The sequence below is a fragment of the Streptomyces sp. Root431 genome (assembly GCF_001426585.1).
Classification (GTDB): domain Bacteria; phylum Actinomycetota; class Actinomycetes; order Streptomycetales; family Streptomycetaceae; genus Streptomyces; species Streptomyces stackebrandtii.
Genome location: NZ_LMEI01000010.1, coordinates 108234 through 124302 on the forward strand (window position 1 = coordinate 108234; position 16069 = coordinate 124302).

Here is a 16069-nt window from a genome sequence, read left to right on the forward strand (position 1 = left end):
ACATCGCCTGCGCGACCCTTGCCCGGTGGCGCTCCGGCGGCGACGATGGGGCCCTTCAGAATCTGACTGAGCGTCAGTTAAGGGGTTCCCATGGTCGTCTACGGGATGCAGCTGCCCGTCCAGTCGCAGTCCACCCTCTACGCCGAGCCCTGGGAGGCCGGCGCAGGCCCCGGCGATCTGCTCGCCGTCGCCCGCGCCGCCGAGGAGCACGGCTTCGACTACCTCGCGAGCTGCGACCACGTCGCCATCCCGCGCCGGCTCGCCGGGGCGATGAGCACCGTCTGGTACGACCCGGTCGCCACGCTCTCCTTCCTCGCCGCCGCCACCGAACGCGTCCGGCTCCTCTCGCACGTCGCCGTCGTCGGGCTGCGCCATCCGCTCGTCACCGCCAAGGCGTACGCGACCCTCGACCACCTCTCCGGGGGCCGCCTGGTCCTCGGGGTCGGCGCCGGGCACGTCCAGGAGGAGTTCGAGGCGCTCGGCGTGGACTTCGCGCGCCGGGGCGCCGTCCTCGACGAGACCGTCGACGCGCTCCGGGCGGCCCTCGGCCCCGAGGAGTACCCCGAGCACCTGGGGGAGCTCTTCGCCTTCAAGGACCTCGGGCAGCTGCCCCGGCCCGCCCAGGAGCGGGTCCCGGTCTGGGTGGGCGGCTCCTCGCCGGCCGCCGTGCGCCGCGCCGCGCTCCGGGGTGACGGCTGGCTGCCGCAGGGCGACCCGCGCGACAAGCTCGCCCAGCAGATCCAGCGGCTGCTCCGGCTCCGCGCCGAGGCCGGGATCGCCGAGCCGATCACGGTCGGCGCGATCACCGAGGCGCTGTACGTCGGCGAGCCCGGCTGGGAGGTCGGCCGCCGCACCCTCAGCGGCGCCCCCGAGGAGCTCGCCGCCTCCCTGCGCGCGTACGGGGAGATGGGCGTCCACCAGATCCAGGTCCGGTTCCGTTCCCGGAGCCGTACCGAACTCATCGACCAGATGGCGGCCTTCGGCACGGAGGTCGCACCCCACCTGAACTGAGGAGCGTGGCAGGCATGGGCAAGCTGGACGGACGGGTCGTCCTCGTCACGGGCGCGGCGCGCGGGCAGGGCGAGCAGGAGGCGCGGCTCTTCGCCGCCGAGGGGGCGAAGGTCGTCCTCGCGGACGTGCTCGACGACGCCGGCGAGGCGCTCGCCAAGGAGCTGGGGGAGGGGCGGGCCGTCTACGTCCACCTCGACGTCACGAAGGAGGAGGAGTGGGCGGCGGCCGTGGACGCCGCCAAGGAGCGGTTCGGGAAGATCGACGGGCTCGTCAACAACGCCGGGATCCTCCGCTTCAACGAGCTGCTCTCCACTCCCCTGGAGGAGTTCCAGGCGATCGTCTCGGTCAATCAGACCGGCTGCTTCCTGGGCATCCGGACGGTCGCGCCCGAGATCGCCGCGGCCGGCGGCGGGACGATCGTCAACACCGCCTCGTACACGGGGCTCACGGGCATGGCCGGGGTCGGCGCCTACGCGGCGAGCAAGCACGCCGTCCTCGGGCTCACCAAGGTCGCGGCGCTCGAACTGGCCGCGCGGAACATCCGGGTGAACGCGGTCTGCCCCGGGGCGATCGACACCCCGATGAGCAACCCGGAGGGCGTGGACCCGGCCTCCACGGCCGAGCTGTACCGCAAGCTCGTGCCGCTCGGCCGGATCGGGCGGCCGGCGGAGGTGGCGGCGCTCGCGCTCTTCCTGACGGGGGAGGACTCGGCGTACATCACGGGCCAGCCGTTCGTGATCGACGGCGGCTGGCTGGCGGGCGTCAGCCTTTTCTGACGAGTCATCAGGTATTGACCGCGGTCGCTCGCGGTGCCACAGTCGGGCACATCAGAGATCTGACGGTTCGTCAGAAATAATGAGGACGGTGAACCCCTTGGAATTCGGGATCTTCGTACAGGGATACGTCGGCAAGCGGGCCGAGACCGATCCCGAAGCCGAGCACAAGGCCCTCATGGAGGAGACCGAGTACGTCATCCAGGCGGACAAGTCCGGGTTCAAGTACGCCTGGGCCTCCGAGCACCACTTCCTGGACGAGTACTCGCACATCTCGGCCAACGACGTCTACCTGGGCTACCTCGCCCACGCCACCGAGCGGATCCACCTCGGCTCCGGCATCTTCAACCCCCTCGCCCCCGTCAACCACCCGGTGAAGGTGGCCGAGAAGGTCGCCATGCTCGACCACCTCTCCGGCGGCCGCTTCGAGTTCGGCTCCGGCCGGGGCGCGGGCTCCCACGAGATCCTCGGGTTCATGCCGGGCATCACCGACATGAACCACACGAAGGAGATCTGGGAGGAGACGATCGCCGAGTTCCCCAAGATGTGGCTCCAGGACGAGTACGTCGGCTTCCAGGGCAAGCACTGGTCGCTGCCGCCCCGCAAGATCCTGCCCAAGCCGTACGGGGCCTCCCACCCCGCCATGTGGTACGCGGCCGGGTCCCCCTCCTCGTACGCCATGGCCGCCAAGAAGGGCCTCGGCGTCCTCGGCTTCAGCGTGCAGAAGGTCTCCGACATGGAGTGGGTCGTCGAGTCGTACAAGACGGCGATCAAGGAGGCCAAGGCGGTCGGCGACTTCGTCAACGACAACGTCATGGTCACCTCCACCGCGATCTGCGCTGAGACCCACGACAAGGCCGTCGAGATCGCCGTCTCCGGCGGCCTCAACTACCTCCAGTCGCTGCTCTTCCGCTACCACGACACCTTCCCCCGCCCCGAGGGCATCCCCGAGTGGCCCGAGCTGCTCCCCGAGTACTCCGCCGAGATCATCGAACTCCTCATCCAGGAGGAGCTGATGATCTGCGGCGACCCCTCGGAGGTCCTCGCCCAGTGCAAGCGCTGGGAGCAGGCCGGGGCCGACCAGCTCTCCTTCGGCATCCCGATCGGGATCTCGTACGAGGACACGATGAACTCGATCAAGCTGATCGGCGAGCACGTGATCCCCAAGATCGACACGGACCCGGTCCACCGCACGACCCGCTTCCGCCAGGCCGCGGGCCAGTAGGCCGGACAGGCCCTGGGCCGTGTCCGGAAAGTAGCGCGGGGCGGTGTCTTCCCGGACCGCCGCCCCGCACCGGCCCCGGCCGGAGGCCCCCGCGGCGGCCTCCGGTCCGGGGCACACCCGCGTCCACGGACAGAGAGGGACCGTCATGCTCGACCACCTGATCACGGGCGCCACCGTCGTGGACGGCACCGGAGCCCCCGGCTACCTCGCCGACGTCGGCATACGCGACGGGCGCATCGCCGTCGTCGCCGAACCCGGCACCGTCCGCGAGGAGGCCCGGACCACCGAGGACGCCACCGGCCTCGTCCTCACCCCCGGCTTCGTCGACCCGCACACCCACTACGACGCCCAGCTCTTCTGGGACCCGTACGCCACCCCCTCCATGAACCACGGCGTCACCACCGTCGCCGGCGGCAACTGCGGCTTTACCCTCGCCCCGCTCCACCCGGACCGGCCCGAGGACGCCGACTACACGCGCCGCATGATGTCCAAGGTCGAGGGCATGGCCCTGGCCGCCCTGGAGGAGGGCGTCGACTGGAGCTGGTCCTCCTTCGCCGAGTACCTCGACGCCCTCGAAGGCCGGATCGCCGTCAACGCCGGCTTCATGGTCGGCCACTGCGCCCTGCGCCGGTACGTGATGGGCACCGACGCCGTCGGCGGACAGCCCACCCCCGAGCAGCTGGAGCGGATGGTCTCCCTCCTCAAGGAGGCCATGGAGGCCGGGGCCTGGGGGCTCTCCACCACCCAGTCCTCCACCCACTCCGACGGCGACGGCGCCCCCGTCGCCTCCCGGCACGCCACGCCCGCCGAGCTGATCGCCCTGTCGAAGGCCGTCGGCGAGCACGAGGGCACCCAGCTGGAGGCGATCCTCGCGGGCTGCCTCGACCAGTTCTCCGACGCCGAGATCGACCTCTTCGTCGAGATGACGGCCGCGGCCGGCCGCCCGCTCAACTGGAACGTCCTCACCATCGACGCCGCCGTCCCCGAGCGCGTCCCGCGCCAGCTCACCGCCTCCGAGCGCGCCCGCAAGTCCGGCGGCCGGATCGTCGCCCTCACCATGCCGATCCTCACCCCCATGAACATGTCGCTCGGCACGTTCTGCGCGCTCAACCTCATCCCCGGCTGGGGCGAGATCCTCGCCCTCCCCGTCCCCGAGCGGATCGCGAAGCTCCGCGACCCCGACGTGCGGGCGGAGATGCTGCGGCGCGCCGACTCCAAGGAGGCCGGGGTCTTCCGGCGGCTCGCCCACTTCGGCCGGTACGTCATCGGCGACACGTACAGCAAGGAGAACGAGGGCCTGAGCGGCCGGGTCGTGAAGGACATCGCCGCCGAACGCGGCCAGGACCCCTTCCAGTGCCTCGTCGAGATCTGCGCCAACGACGACCTGCGGACCGTCCTGTGGCCGATGCCCAGCGACAACGACCCGGCCTCCTGGGCGCTGCGCCGCGAGACCTGGGACCACGAGGACGTCCTGCTCGGCGGCTCGGACGCGGGCGCGCACCTGGACCGGATGTGCGGGGCGCCGTACACGACCCGGTTCCTCGGCGACTGCCTGCGCGGCCGGAAGCTGGTCCCGCTGGAGCGGGCGGTGCGGATGCTGACCGACGAGCCGGCCCGGCTCTTCGGGCTGCGCGAGCGGGGCCGTATAGAGGAGGGCTTCCACGCCGACCTCGTCCTCTTCGACCCGGAGCGGATCGAGGCGGGCCCGGCGACGCTCGTGCACGACCTGCCGGGGGACAGCCCGCGGCTCGACTCGCGCGCGATCGGGATCGTCTCGGTCCGGGTCAACGGCGTGGAGACCGTACGGGACGACGAGGTGACCGGCGCGATCCCCGGCAGGGTGCTGCGCTCCGGCCGCGACACGAGGACGGTGAGCACCAGGTGAGGACCGAGAGCGTGAGGACCGAGGGCGTGAGGACCGAGCGGCTTTTCATCGGCGGCGAGTGGGTCGAGCCCGAGGGCGGCCACTACGAGGTGATCGACCCGGCCACGGAGGAGGTCGTCGGCCTCGCGCCGGAGGCCTCGCGCGCCCAGGTGTACGAGGCGGCCGCCGCGGCCCGGGAGGCCTTCGACTCCTGGTCGCGGACGAAGCCGGAGGAGCGGGCGGCGATCCTCGACCGGGCCGCGGACCTCATGGCCCGGGACGCCGAGGAGAACGTCCTGCTGGCGCGGGCCGAGACCGGCGCCACCACCGGCACCGCGCGCGGCATGCAGGTCGCGGTCGGCTCCTCCCGCTTCCGGCGGTACGCCCGGGGCGCGATGGAGCCGGTCGAGCAGGCGCTGCCGCCGCAGATCAACGAGGCCGGGCCGATGGGCAAGGCCGGGGTGTTCGGCGCGGTGGCGGTGCGGCGCCCGGTCGGCGTGGTCACCTGCATCACCTCGTACAACAACCCCTGGGCCAACCCGGCGGGGAAGATCGCGCCCGCGCTCGCGATGGGCAACACCGTCCTCGTGAAGCCCGCCCCGCAGGACCCGCTCTCCGTCTACGCGATGACCCGGGCCCTCGCGGAGGCCGGCGTCCCGGCGGGGGTCGTGAACGTGGTCACCGGTTCCTCGGTGGAGGCCGGGCAGGCGGCCGTGGACTCCCCGGACGTCGACATGGTCTCCTTCACCGGCTCGACGGCCGTCGGGCAGGCGATCGGCGAGGTCTGCGGGCGCTCGCTCAAGCGGCAGCTGATGGAGCTGGGCGGGAAGGGGGCCGCGCTCGTCTTCGACGACGCGGACCTGGACTCGGCCGTGATGGGCATCGGGACGACCTTCGCCTTCTACAGCGGCCAGATCTGCACGGCGCCGACCCGGGTGCTCGCGCAGCGCGGGATCTACGAGCAGCTCGTCGAGAAGCTGACCGGCTTCATGGCCTTCATGACGGTGGGGGACCCGGCGGAGCGGGGCACGGTGGTCGGTCCGGTGATCTCGGCGGCCCACCGCGACCGGGTGGAGTCGTACGTCGAGCTGGGCCGGAAGGAAGGGGCGCGGGTGGTCGCGGGCGGCGAGCGCCCGGACTTCGCCAAGGGCTTCTACGTGGCGCCGACGCTGCTCGTCGACTGCACCAACGAGATGCGGGTGGTCCGGGAGGAGATCTTCGGTCCGGTCGTCGTGGTCGTCCCCTTCGACGGGGAGGAGGAGGGCATCGCGCTCGCCAACGACAGCGACTACGGCCTCATCGACTACGTGTGGTCCGGCGACGTGGCCCGCGCCTTCCGCGTCGCGGCCCGGCTGCGGGCCGGCGGGGTCGGCGTGAACACGATCGGGCGGAACATGGAGGCGCCGTTCGGCGGATTCAAGAAGAGCGGGGTCGGGCGGGACGTCGGCTCGTACGCGCTGCACGCGTACAGCGAGCTCCAGTCGGTCGTCTGGCCGGGCTGAGCCCGGGTCGACGACACACCGGGGAACCGTGCCGAAAATTCCTCGGGAAATTTTGAAAACGGACATTTGGGGTATGGCTGCGGTTCCCGCATATCGGACACGAGCTGACCGACCTACCAGTTGGTCGGCCCGTTCCGGTCGTCGATCTTTCAATCATTGGCGAGTGCCCGCTTCGACCCGCCCAATGTAAGGCGATGATCGATCAAGTGAGCGGACTTCGATCTTCCGGATATGGAAACCGCAGCATTTAACGTCCTGTTCATGACTCAGGTGGAAGCACGGCCCCAGGCCGGAGACACGGTAAGGCCAGTCGAGGACCCGGGCGGCACCCAAGCCGTCCGCACCAAGGGCCTCGGAGGCAACTCCGTCGGCCTGCTCGGCAGCGCCGTCATCGGCATCTCGACGGTCGCCCCCGTCTACTGCCTGACCTCGACGCTCGGCTCCACGGCCGGCGAGGTCGGCCTGCAGATGCCCGCGATCTTCCTCGCCGGCTTCCTCCCGATGCTCCTCGTCGCCTTCGCGTACCGGGAGCTCAACAAGGTCATGCCCGACTGCGGCACCTCCTTCACGTGGACCGTGAAGGCCTTCGGCCCCAAGATCGGCTGGATGTGCGGCTGGGGCCTCGTCATCGCGACGATCATCGTGCTGTCCAACCTCGCCGGCGTCGCGACCTCCTACTTCTGGCTCCTCGCGGGCGAGCTCAGCGGCAGCGAATCCATCGCCGCCCTGGACGACAACAAAGCCGTCCACATCCTCACCTGCCTCACCCTCATCGCCGTCGCCACCGCCATCAGCTACCGCGGCATGACCGCCACCAAGGGCATCCAGTACGCCCTCGTCGGCCTCCAGCTCGTCGTCCTCGTCGTCTTCGTGGCGATGGCGCTGTCGAAGGCCGGCGACTTCGAGACCTCGGTCTCCTTCTCCTGGTCCTGGATGAACCCCTTCGCGGTCCAGTCCTTCGCCGCCTTCACCGCCGGCCTCTCGCTCTCGATCTTCATGTACTGGGGCTGGGACGCCTGCATGGCGACCAACGAGGAGACCACCGGCAGCGCGAAGACCCCCGGCCGCGCCGCGCTCATCGCGATGGTCGTGCTCGTCGGCTCGTACCTCGCCACCGGCATCGCCGCGCAGATGGCCGTCGGCTCCGGCGAGGAGGGCCTCGGCCTCGCCAACCCGGAGACCTCCGACAACGTCTTCGCCGCCCTCGCCGGCCCCGTCATGGGCCCGACGCTCGGCATCCTGCTCTTCGTCGCGGTCCTCGCCTCGGCGGCCGCGAGCCTCCAGACGACCTTCATCCCGGTCGCCCGCACGGTGCTCGCCATGTCCACGTACGAGGCGCTGCCGAAGTCCTTCACCAAGGTCCACCCGGTGTTCAAGACCCCCGGCAAGGCCACCGTCGTGGCCGGCGTCGCCACCGGCGTCTTCTACACCGTGATGACCCTCGTCAGCGAGAACGTCCTGGTCGACACGATCTACGCGCTCGGCCTGATGATCTGCTTCTACTACGCCCTGACGGCCTTCGCCTGCGTCTGGTACTTCCGCGGCGAGCTCTTCCGCTCCGGCCGGGACTTCGCCTACAAGGGCCTCATGCCGCTGCTCGGCGGACTGATGCTCACGGCCGTCTTCGGCAAGACCCTGTACGACATGTGGGACCCGGCCTACGGCTCCGGCTCCGCCGTCCTCGGCGTCGGCTCGGTCTTCGTGATCGGCGTGGGGCTGCTGCTCCTCGGCGTGGTGATCATGCTGGTCATGCAGCGCAAGAGCCCGGCGTTCTTCCGCGGCGAGATCCTGACGAAGGAGACCCCGTCGCTGGTGGTCGCCGACTGACCGGTGGCAGTAGCTGAATCCTGAGTCATACGAAACGCGAAGGTGGCGGCCCGTGGGGGGTCCGCCACCTTCGTCATTGCGTCGTACCGGGCTCGTACGGGGCCGTACGGGGCTTGTACCGGGTTGTACGGGGTCAGTGCCCGGGGAGCAGGCGCTCCACGGCGGCGTTGGCCGGCGGCAGGTCGGGGGTGCCGGCCGGCTTCGCCTTGGGGGTCAGGACGCCGCTGAGCGGGACGACCGAGGGCAGGTTCATGCCGCCGGTGTCGGCGGCGGCGGTTCCGGCGGTGGCGCCCGCGAGACCCGCGGCGGCGAAGGCGGTCAGGGCGGCTGCGGTGAGGATCCTCTTCATGTCCGCTCCAACGCGGACGGGACGGATCCGGTTACGACTACCAGGTCCCGCCGGCCGGCTGCCGGGTCGTCGCGTTGAGCCGGTTGAAGAGGTTGGAGACCCCGATGCACAGCACGATCTGGGCCAGCTGCTTCTCGTCGTAGTGGCGCGCGGCCTCCTCCCACACGTCGTCCGGCACGGCGTCCGCGCGGTCCGCGAGCCGGGTGGCGCACTCGGCGAGGGCCAGCGCCGCCCGCTCGGCCTCGGTGAAGTACGGGGTCTCCCGCCAGGCGGCCACCGCGTGCAGCCGCTCGTCCGTCTCGCCCTCCTTCTGCGACTTCAGCGCCCCGCCGACCACGCAGTAGCCGCAGCCGTTGATCTGGCTCGCGCGCAGGTGGACCAGGTCGAGGGTGGAGGCCGGCACGTCGCCGCCGGACTGGACGGCCTTGATCAGCTGGAAGATCGCGGGCGTGGCCTCGGGGAGGACGGAGGCGGGGTTGGACATGCGTGCGGCGCTCACGGCGGGCTCCTTAGGATGCTGACGTGGAATACGTGTACGGGGAAGCGAACTGGTCGCTGCGGCCCGGCAGGGCGGAGGACGTCGAGCCGGTCGCCGAGCTGCGGGCGGTCGTCATGCGCGACGACCTGGTGCGGCTCGGCCGCTACGACGAGCACCGGGTGCGGCAGCGGCTGCGGGACGGGTTCTCGCCCGCGTACACCTCGGTGATCGAGGTCGGCGGCGCGTTCGCGGGCTGCGTGACGCTCCGGCCGTACGAGGAGGGCGAGGGCTTCTGGCTCGAGCACTTCTATCTGGCCCCCGAGGCGCAGGGGCGGGGGCTCGGGACGGCGGTGCTGCGCGAACTGCTCGACCGGACCGACGGGCACGGGGTGCCCGTCAGGCTGGTCGTCCTCCAGGGGAGCGCGGCCCGCCGTCTCTACGAGCGGGAAGGGTTCCGGTACGAGACCGAGGACCCGGTCGACGTCCTGATGGTCCGGCCCCCTACAGCCCGACCCCGGCCGGCTGCCGGACGGTGACGTTGATCCGGTTGAAGAGGTTGGTGATCGCGACCATCAGGACGATCGACGCGAGCTGCTTCTCGTCGAAGTGATCGGCGGCGGCGTCCCAGACCTCGTCCGGCACGGCGTCCGAGACGTCGGCGAGCCGCGTCGCGGCCTCGGCGAGCGCGAGGGCCGCCCGCTCCTCGTCGGAGAAGTACGGCGCCTCGCGCCAGGCGGCGACGGCGAACAGCTTCTCGTCGCTCACCCCGGCCTTCTTGGCGTTCTTCGCGCCGATGTCGACGCAGAAGCCGCAGCTGTTGATCTGGCTGGCCCGCAGGTGCACGAGCTCCAGGGTCGACTCGGGGACCCCGCCCTGGCGGGCGGCCTTCACCAGGTCCATGATCGCCGGGCCGGCGCCGGGCAGGACGTAGGCGGGGTTGGTCATGCGGGGCTTGGGCTCGTGCAGCATGGCGATCGCTCCTCGGTGTCTCTCGCGGGTCGTTCGTTCGTCGCTTTCACAGCACTGACGGATGGGGCGACGCGGATGTGACACGACCCGAGAACTTTTTTCGAAGAACTTTCTGAGGAGCTCTACGCCTACGCCTGTGGCTCCGGAACGGGTTCGGGCTCGGGCTCCGCGATCAGGGCGGTCGCGATCGTCCGGAAGCCGAGCCGACCGTAGAGCCGGGCCACGTCCGCGTCCGAGGCCGTCAGGAACACCAGCTCCGCGCCCCGGGCGCGGGCGTCCGCGACGAGCGCGGCCGTCACCGCGAGCCCGAGGCCGCGGCGGCGGGCCGCCGGGACGGTGCCGACGCCGACGACCTCGGAGACCGGCCCCACCGGCTGGTGCTGCCCGGACGCGAGGGCCTCGCCCGCGCCGTCGAAGGCCGCCGCGAGCCGGGTCAGCCCGGCGCCGATCCGCTCGCCGACCCGCTCGGCGGTGCCGGGCTGCGGCTCCATGCCGAAAGCCGCGTACGGGGCGGCGACGGCGGTCTCCAGAGCGGTGTCGTGCGCGTCGACCAGCCGGACGGTGACCCCCTCGGGGTCGGGCACGGCGAGCCCGTCGCCCTCCAGGACCATCAGCGGGTGCTCGTGCACGGTCAGCCCGCTCGCCTCCACGGCCGCCCGCAGCCCGGGCGTCGTCTCCGCGACCCACTCGAAGGCCTCCGGCACCCCGAGCTCCCGCTGCCGGGCCCGCACCGCCTCCACGGCCTCGACCGGGACGTCGCCGGTGTGGCCGAGCGTGGGGCGGGCGTAGTACGGCCAGCCCTTCCCCTCCTGTACGAACAGGGTCAGGGGCCCGTGCGCCTCGGCGCGGGCGGAGGAGCGGGGGACGGCGTCGTAGTACGACTCGATTCGGTTCAGCACCGGGCCACGGTAGGGGGGAGGGGCGGAAAGGCGCAGGCGGTTTTCCGCGCGGGCAGGAACCATCTCTGGCATGAGCCCGTCACCCTGGTCAGTGCATGACGCAGTGCATGACGTAGGACATGCGCAGGACGACGGGGACAGCGGAGGGGGAGCCATGAGCCGGACACACACCTGCCCGGGATGCGGCAAGGACGACCGGGTGCAGGCCGTTCCGGCCGTGTACCTCGCCGGCCGGGACGCGGTCACCAGCCGCGAGCGGAACCGGGACGGCGACCTGCGGACCGTGACGAGGACGGTGACCACCGGGCTCTCCGACGCGCTCGCGCCGGTGCCCGAATCGCCCTCCCACCCCATCAGCTGTGTCGGCTTCCTCGCCGGGTTCGTGTGCGTCGCCTCGGCCATGGGCTGGGTCTTCGTCGGGGGCGCCCTGGAGGACGAGCCGGCATCCGAGGCGGACTTCGGGATGATCGGGACGCCGCACGAGCTGGGCCCGGACCTGTCGTTCCTGGGCTGGGTCTCCGCCGTCGCCCTGGGCGTCGTCGTCTTGGTCCTCTTTGAGCTCCGGCGGCGCCGGACCGCCTTCGCCCACCTGACGCGCGGCCGCCACCGCGCCGAGGAACTGTGGTCGCAGGGCTGGTACTGCCACCGCTGCGGCACGGTCCACTTCGTGGACGTCCCCGGCGAGGACCGCGCCCCGCTCACCCTCCAGCGCTTCCGCGAACGGGTGTGGGAGAGGGGCGGCTACGGCGACCTGGCGGCGGAGCAGCGGGCGGCGGACCCGGTACGGCGACCCTGAGCGGAGACGCGGGCGCCGTGTCGGACCGTTCGGATTCGCGCGGCGCACCCTGAGCCGTACCCGTCGGATTCGCGCGGCGCGCCCTGAGCCGTACCCCTCGGAATCGCACGGCGCGCCCTGAGCCGTACCCCTCGGAATCGCGCGCCCGCGCCGTGTCGTACCCCTCGGAATCGCGCGCCGCACCCCCTACCGTGCCGCTATGCGGATCTCGACCACGATTTTCCTGACCGACGAGACCATCACCCCCGTGCGGCTCGCGCGCGAGCTGGAGGAGCGCGGCTTCGCCGGGCTGTACCTCCCCGAGCACACCCACATCCCCGTCGAGCGGACGACGCCCTACCCGGCGGGCGGCGAACTGCCCCGGGAGTACGGCCGCATCCTCGACCCCTTCGTGGCGCTCGGCCAGGCCGCCGCCGTCACCGAGCGGCTCGGGCTCGGCACCGGCGTCACGCTGATCGCCGAGCACGACGCGATCGCCCTCGCCAAACAGATCGCGACCCTCGACCACCTCTCCGGTGGCCGCTTCACCCTCGGCGTCGGCTACGGCTGGAACCGCGAGGAGGCCGCCGACCACGGCGTCGACTGGTCCACGCGCCGGGACCTCACCCACGACCGGCTGGCCCTGATGCGGGCCCTGTGGGCGCCGGAACCCACGGCGTACGAGGGGGAGTTCGGCCGCTCCGTCCGCGCGTCGGAGGCCTGGCCGAAGCCGGCCCGCGGCGCCGCGCCCCGCATCCTCCTCGGCGGCGCGGCGGGCCCGAAGCTCTTCGCGCGGATCGCCGCGGAGGCCGACGGATGGATGCCGATCGGCGGCCGGGGCCTGACGGAGTCGCTCCCGGTCCTCCGCGAGGCCTGGGAGACCGCGGGCCGCGACCCGAAGACCCTCCAGGTCGTTCCCTACGCGATCCTCCCGAACCCCGGAAAGCTCGCGCACTACGCGGATCTGGGCTGCGAGGAGGTGGTTCTCCAGCTGCCGCCGGGGGGCGAGGGGGAGGTCCTGGGCGTTCTGGATGAATTCGCCCGGTACTTGCCGTGAGCTCGCTATAGTTCACCTATGGCGACGACGACGATTCAGGTCTCCAAGGAGACCCGCGACCACCTGGCCACCCTCGCCGCCGAGCGCGGCCTCACCCTGGGCCAGCTGGTCCAGCAGCTCGCGGAGAAGGAGCCCACCCGAGAGCAGATCGCCGAGCGGCTGAAGGCGGACCGCGACGTGGCCCGCCGGAACATGGGCGTGGACATGAGCGACGAGGAGTTCGACCAGGCGCCTGACGTCCTCGGCAACATCTACAAGATCGCGGCGGAGAAGGTCCGGGTCGCCCGGGGCGCAGCCGCGTGATCATCCTCGACACCAGCGCGGCGCTCGCCATCGCCGAGGGCCACAAGGCCCTCAACCAGCTCGCCGCCAACATGGCGAACACCCCGGGTGACGTCATGTGGGTCCCAGCCCTCTGCCTGGCGGAGGCGGTGGCGGCGAGCGAGGAGGTCGGCCGCGCCGTCCTGAGCCTGTCCTCCGTCGCCGTCGACAACCTCGACACCGTCGCGGCCGTGACCGTCGGCACCCTCGTCCGCGACGGCTTCGGCGGCCTGGACACCTGTCATGCGCTCTACTGCGCCTCCCCCCGGCCGCAGTTCACCGGCATGTCGATCCTGCTCACGGCTCACGAGGACCGATACCCGCCCGGCATCGTGACGGTGGACATCGACTCGCCCGGGATGCTGGGCCACCACTGACCGCCCCCTACTACGGGGACCCGAACCCGCCCCGTGGCGCCCGCTCGTATGCTCGGTTCATGACGGATCACCAGGCAGCACGTCCCACCGAGAACGCCATGCGTCGCGCACTCAAGCGGGCCAGGGACGGGGTCGCGCTCGATGTCGCCGAGGCCGCCGTGCTGTTGCGGGCGCGCGGGGAGGACCTGGCGGATCTCGTCGCGTCCGCCGGGCGCGTGCGGGACGCCGGACTCGAGGCCGCCGGGCGGCCCGGGGTCATCACGTACTCGAAGAGCGTGTTCATACCGCTCACCCGGCTCTGCCGGGACAAGTGCCACTACTGCACCTTCGTCACCGTGCCCGGCAAGCTGCGCCGCGACGGGCACGGAATGTTCATGTCGCCGGACGAGGTCCTCGACATCGCCCGCCGCGGCGCCGAGATGGGCTGCAAGGAGGCCCTGATCACCCTCGGTGACAAGCCCGAGGACCGCTGGCCCGAGGCGCGGGAGTGGCTCGACGCGCACGGCTACGACGACACCCTCGCGTACGTACGGGCCATGGCGATCCGGATCCTGGAGGAGACGGGTCTCCTTCCGCACCTCAACCCCGGCGTCCTGTCCTGGACCGACTTCCAGCGCCTCAAGCCCGTCGCGCCCTCCATGGGCATGATGCTGGAGACGACCGCGACCCGGCTGTGGTCCGAGCCCGGCGGCCCCCACTACGGCTCCCCCGACAAGGACCCCGCCGTGCGGCTGCGCGTCCTGGAGGACGCCGGACGGTCCTCCGTACCGTTCACCAGCGGACTGCTGCTCGGCATCGGCGAGACCCTGGAGGAGCGCGCCGAGTCCCTGTTCGCGCTGCGCCGCGTGGCCCGCGCGTACCACTCGATCCAGGAACTGATCATCCAGAACTTCCGCGCCAAGCCCGACACGGCCATGCGCGGAATGCCCGACGCCGAGCTGGACGACCTCGTCGCCACCGTCGCCGTCGCCCGGCTCATCATGGGCCCCTCCGCCTGCCTCCAGGCCCCGCCCAACCTGGTCGACTCCGAGTACGAGCGGCTCATCGCGGCCGGCATCGACGACTGGGGCGGCGTCTCCCCGCTCACCATCGACCACGTCAACCCCGAGCGCCCCTGGCCCCGGATCGAGGAGCTCGCCGAGCGGTCCGCCGCCGCCGGCTTCGAGCTGCGCGAACGCCTCTGCGTCTACCCGGAGTTCGTGACCCGCGGCGAGCCCTGGCTCGACCCCCGGCTCCTCCCGCACGTCCGCGCCCTCGCCGACCCCGAGACCGGCCTCGCCGACCCCGACGCGCCCGTCCGCGGCCTGCCCTGGCAGGAGCCCGACGAGGCCTTCACCGCCGCCGGCCGCACCGACCTGCACCGCACCATCGACACCACGGGCCGCACGCACGACCGGCGCGACGACTTCGACGAGGTGTACGGCGACTGGGAGGCGCTCCGCGAGGCCGCCGCCCCCGGCATGGTGCCCGAGCGCATCGACACCGACGTCCGCGAGGCCCTCGCCGCCGCCGCCGACGACCCGACGAAGCTCACCGACGCCCAGGCGCTGGCCCTGCTCCACGCCGACGGGCCCGCGCTCGACGCGCTCACCCGCATCGCCGACGACGTCCGCAAGGCCGCCGTCGGCGACGACGTCACGTACATCGTCACGCGGAACATCAACTTCACCAACGTCTGCTACACCGGCTGCCGCTTCTGCGCCTTCGCCCAGCGGCGCACCGACGCCGACGCGTACACCCTCTCCCTCGACCAGGTCGCGGACCGCGCCCAGCAGGCCTGGGAGGCCGGCGCCGTCGAGGTCTGCATGCAGGGCGGCATCCACCCCGACCTGCCCGGCACCGCCTACTTCGACATCGCGCGCGCGGTGAAGGAGCGCGTCCCCGGCATGCACGTGCACGCTTTCTCGCCGATGGAGGTCGTCAACGGCGCGACCCGCACCGGCCTGTCGATCCGGGAGTGGCTGACGGCCGCGAAGGAGGCCGGACTCGACTCGATCCCCGGCACCGCCGCCGAGATCCTCGACGACGAGGTCCGCTGGGTCCTCACCAAGGGCAAGCTGCCCACCGCCACCTGGATCGAGGTCATCACCACCGCCCACGAGCTGGGCATCCGGTCGAGCTCGACGATGATGTACGGACACGTGGACCAGCCCCGCCACTGGCTCGGCCACTTCCGGACGCTCTCCCGCATCCAGCAGGAGACCGGGGGCTTCACCGAGTTCGTGACGCTCCCCTTCATCCACACCAACGCGCCCGTCTACCTCGCGGGCATCGCCCGCCCCGGCCCGACCGCCCGCGACAACCGCGCGGTCATCGCCATGGCCCGTCTCCTCCTCCACCCGCACATCCCCAACATCCAGACCAGCTGGGTGAAGCTGGGCACCGAGGGCGCCGCCGAGATGCTCCGCTCGGGCGCCAACGACCTGGGCGGCACCCTGATGGAGGAGACCATCTCCCGCATGGCCGGGTCGAGTTACGGCTCGTACCGCTCGATCCGCGACCTGGTCGCCATCGCGGACGAGGCGGGCCGCCCGGCGAAGCCCCGCACGACCCTCTACGGGGAGGTGCCGGAGGAGCGTCAGCGCACCGCGACCGCCTCCGACGGCCATCTTCCGGAACTCCTGCCGCTCGTCCAGGAGTGA

The 16069-nt window shown here is 71.8% G+C and carries 16 protein-coding genes; 12 read left to right on the forward strand and 4 right to left on the reverse strand.

Annotated features, from left to right (window positions below; translation table 11 throughout):
- The first annotated feature begins 90 nt into the window (after positions 1-90).
- The 6 genes from ASC82_RS18135 (at position 91) to ASC82_RS18160 (ending at position 8202) form a co-directional block, all read left to right on the forward strand.
- Complete coding sequence (locus tag ASC82_RS18135; protein WP_056648857.1) at positions 91-1011, forward strand: LLM class F420-dependent oxidoreductase; 921 nt, start codon at positions 91-93, stop codon at positions 1009-1011.
- A gap of 14 nt (positions 1012-1025) precedes the next feature.
- Positions 1026-1787 (forward strand): glucose 1-dehydrogenase, encoded by a 762-nt coding sequence (locus ASC82_RS18140; RefSeq protein ID WP_056648859.1) that lies wholly within the window; start codon positions 1026-1028, stop codon positions 1785-1787.
- 97 nt (positions 1788-1884) lie between these two features.
- Positions 1885-3009 (forward strand): LLM class flavin-dependent oxidoreductase, encoded by a 1125-nt coding sequence (locus ASC82_RS18145; RefSeq protein ID WP_056648861.1) that lies wholly within the window; start codon positions 1885-1887, stop codon positions 3007-3009.
- Positions 3010-3154: 145 nt separating this feature from the next.
- A complete protein-coding gene (locus ASC82_RS18150) occupies positions 3155-4894 on the forward strand; it encodes a D-aminoacylase (RefSeq protein WP_056648863.1) in 1740 nt (579 codons plus the stop codon).
- 26 nt (positions 4895-4920) lie between these two features.
- On the forward strand, positions 4921-6375 hold the full coding sequence (locus tag ASC82_RS18155) for an aldehyde dehydrogenase family protein (RefSeq protein WP_056649565.1): 1455 nt from the start codon (positions 4921-4923) through the stop codon (positions 6373-6375).
- 261 nt (positions 6376-6636) lie between these two features.
- A complete protein-coding gene (locus tag ASC82_RS18160; RefSeq protein WP_056648865.1) occupies positions 6637-8202 on the forward strand; it encodes an APC family permease in 1566 nt (521 codons plus the stop codon).
- A gap of 133 nt (positions 8203-8335) precedes the next feature.
- Here ASC82_RS18160 and ASC82_RS18165 read toward each other — a convergent pair whose 3' ends face one another.
- The gene (locus ASC82_RS18165) at positions 8336-8551 is read right to left on the reverse strand and encodes a hypothetical protein (RefSeq protein WP_056648867.1); all 216 of its coding nucleotides are present in this window, start codon (positions 8549-8551) and stop codon (positions 8336-8338) included.
- Between the two features lie 37 nt (positions 8552-8588).
- Positions 8589-9035 (reverse strand): carboxymuconolactone decarboxylase family protein, encoded by a 447-nt coding sequence (locus ASC82_RS18170; protein WP_056648869.1) that lies wholly within the window; start codon positions 9033-9035, stop codon positions 8589-8591.
- A gap of 47 nt (positions 9036-9082) precedes the next feature.
- Between ASC82_RS18170 and ASC82_RS18175 the strand changes: the two genes are divergently transcribed.
- On the forward strand, positions 9083-9565 hold the full coding sequence (locus ASC82_RS18175; protein WP_056649568.1) for a GNAT family N-acetyltransferase: 483 nt from the start codon (positions 9083-9085) through the stop codon (positions 9563-9565).
- On the opposite strand, the gene ASC82_RS18180 is transcribed toward ASC82_RS18175, so the two are convergent.
- Together ASC82_RS18180 and ASC82_RS18185 are read right to left on the reverse strand one after the other, a co-directional pair.
- On the reverse strand, positions 9531-9998 hold the full coding sequence (locus ASC82_RS18180; RefSeq protein WP_056648871.1) for a carboxymuconolactone decarboxylase family protein: 468 nt from the start codon (positions 9996-9998) through the stop codon (positions 9531-9533). The two genes, ASC82_RS18175 and ASC82_RS18180, sit on opposite strands and share 35 nt — an antisense overlap.
- Positions 9999-10126: 128 nt before the next feature.
- The gene (locus tag ASC82_RS18185) at positions 10127-10897 is read right to left on the reverse strand and encodes a GNAT family N-acetyltransferase (protein ID WP_242427701.1); all 771 of its coding nucleotides are present in this window, start codon (positions 10895-10897) and stop codon (positions 10127-10129) included.
- Positions 10898-11051: 154 nt separating this feature from the next.
- On the opposite strand from ASC82_RS18185, the gene ASC82_RS18190 reads away from it, so the two are divergent.
- The 5 genes from ASC82_RS18190 to ASC82_RS18210 all read left to right on the forward strand — a co-directional run bounded on the left by ASC82_RS18190 (position 11052) and on the right by ASC82_RS18210 (position 16069).
- On the forward strand, positions 11052-11693 hold the full coding sequence (locus ASC82_RS18190) for a hypothetical protein (protein WP_157863476.1): 642 nt from the start codon (positions 11052-11054) through the stop codon (positions 11691-11693).
- Between the two features lie 199 nt (positions 11694-11892).
- Positions 11893-12729: an LLM class F420-dependent oxidoreductase gene (locus ASC82_RS18195; RefSeq protein WP_056648876.1), complete on the forward strand. Its 837-nt coding sequence runs from the start codon at positions 11893-11895 to the stop codon at positions 12727-12729.
- 18 nt (positions 12730-12747) lie between these two features.
- On the forward strand, positions 12748-13032 hold the full coding sequence (locus ASC82_RS18200) for a hypothetical protein (RefSeq protein WP_056648879.1): 285 nt from the start codon (positions 12748-12750) through the stop codon (positions 13030-13032).
- Positions 13029-13427, forward strand: a complete 399-nt coding sequence (locus ASC82_RS18205; RefSeq protein ID WP_056648881.1) for a hypothetical protein — start codon at positions 13029-13031, stop codon at positions 13425-13427. Before ASC82_RS18200 ends, ASC82_RS18205 begins: the two co-directional genes overlap by 4 nt.
- Positions 13428-13486: 59 nt before the next feature.
- The gene (locus ASC82_RS18210; protein ID WP_056648883.1) at positions 13487-16069 is read left to right on the forward strand and encodes a bifunctional FO biosynthesis protein CofGH; all 2583 of its coding nucleotides are present in this window, start codon (positions 13487-13489) and stop codon (positions 16067-16069) included.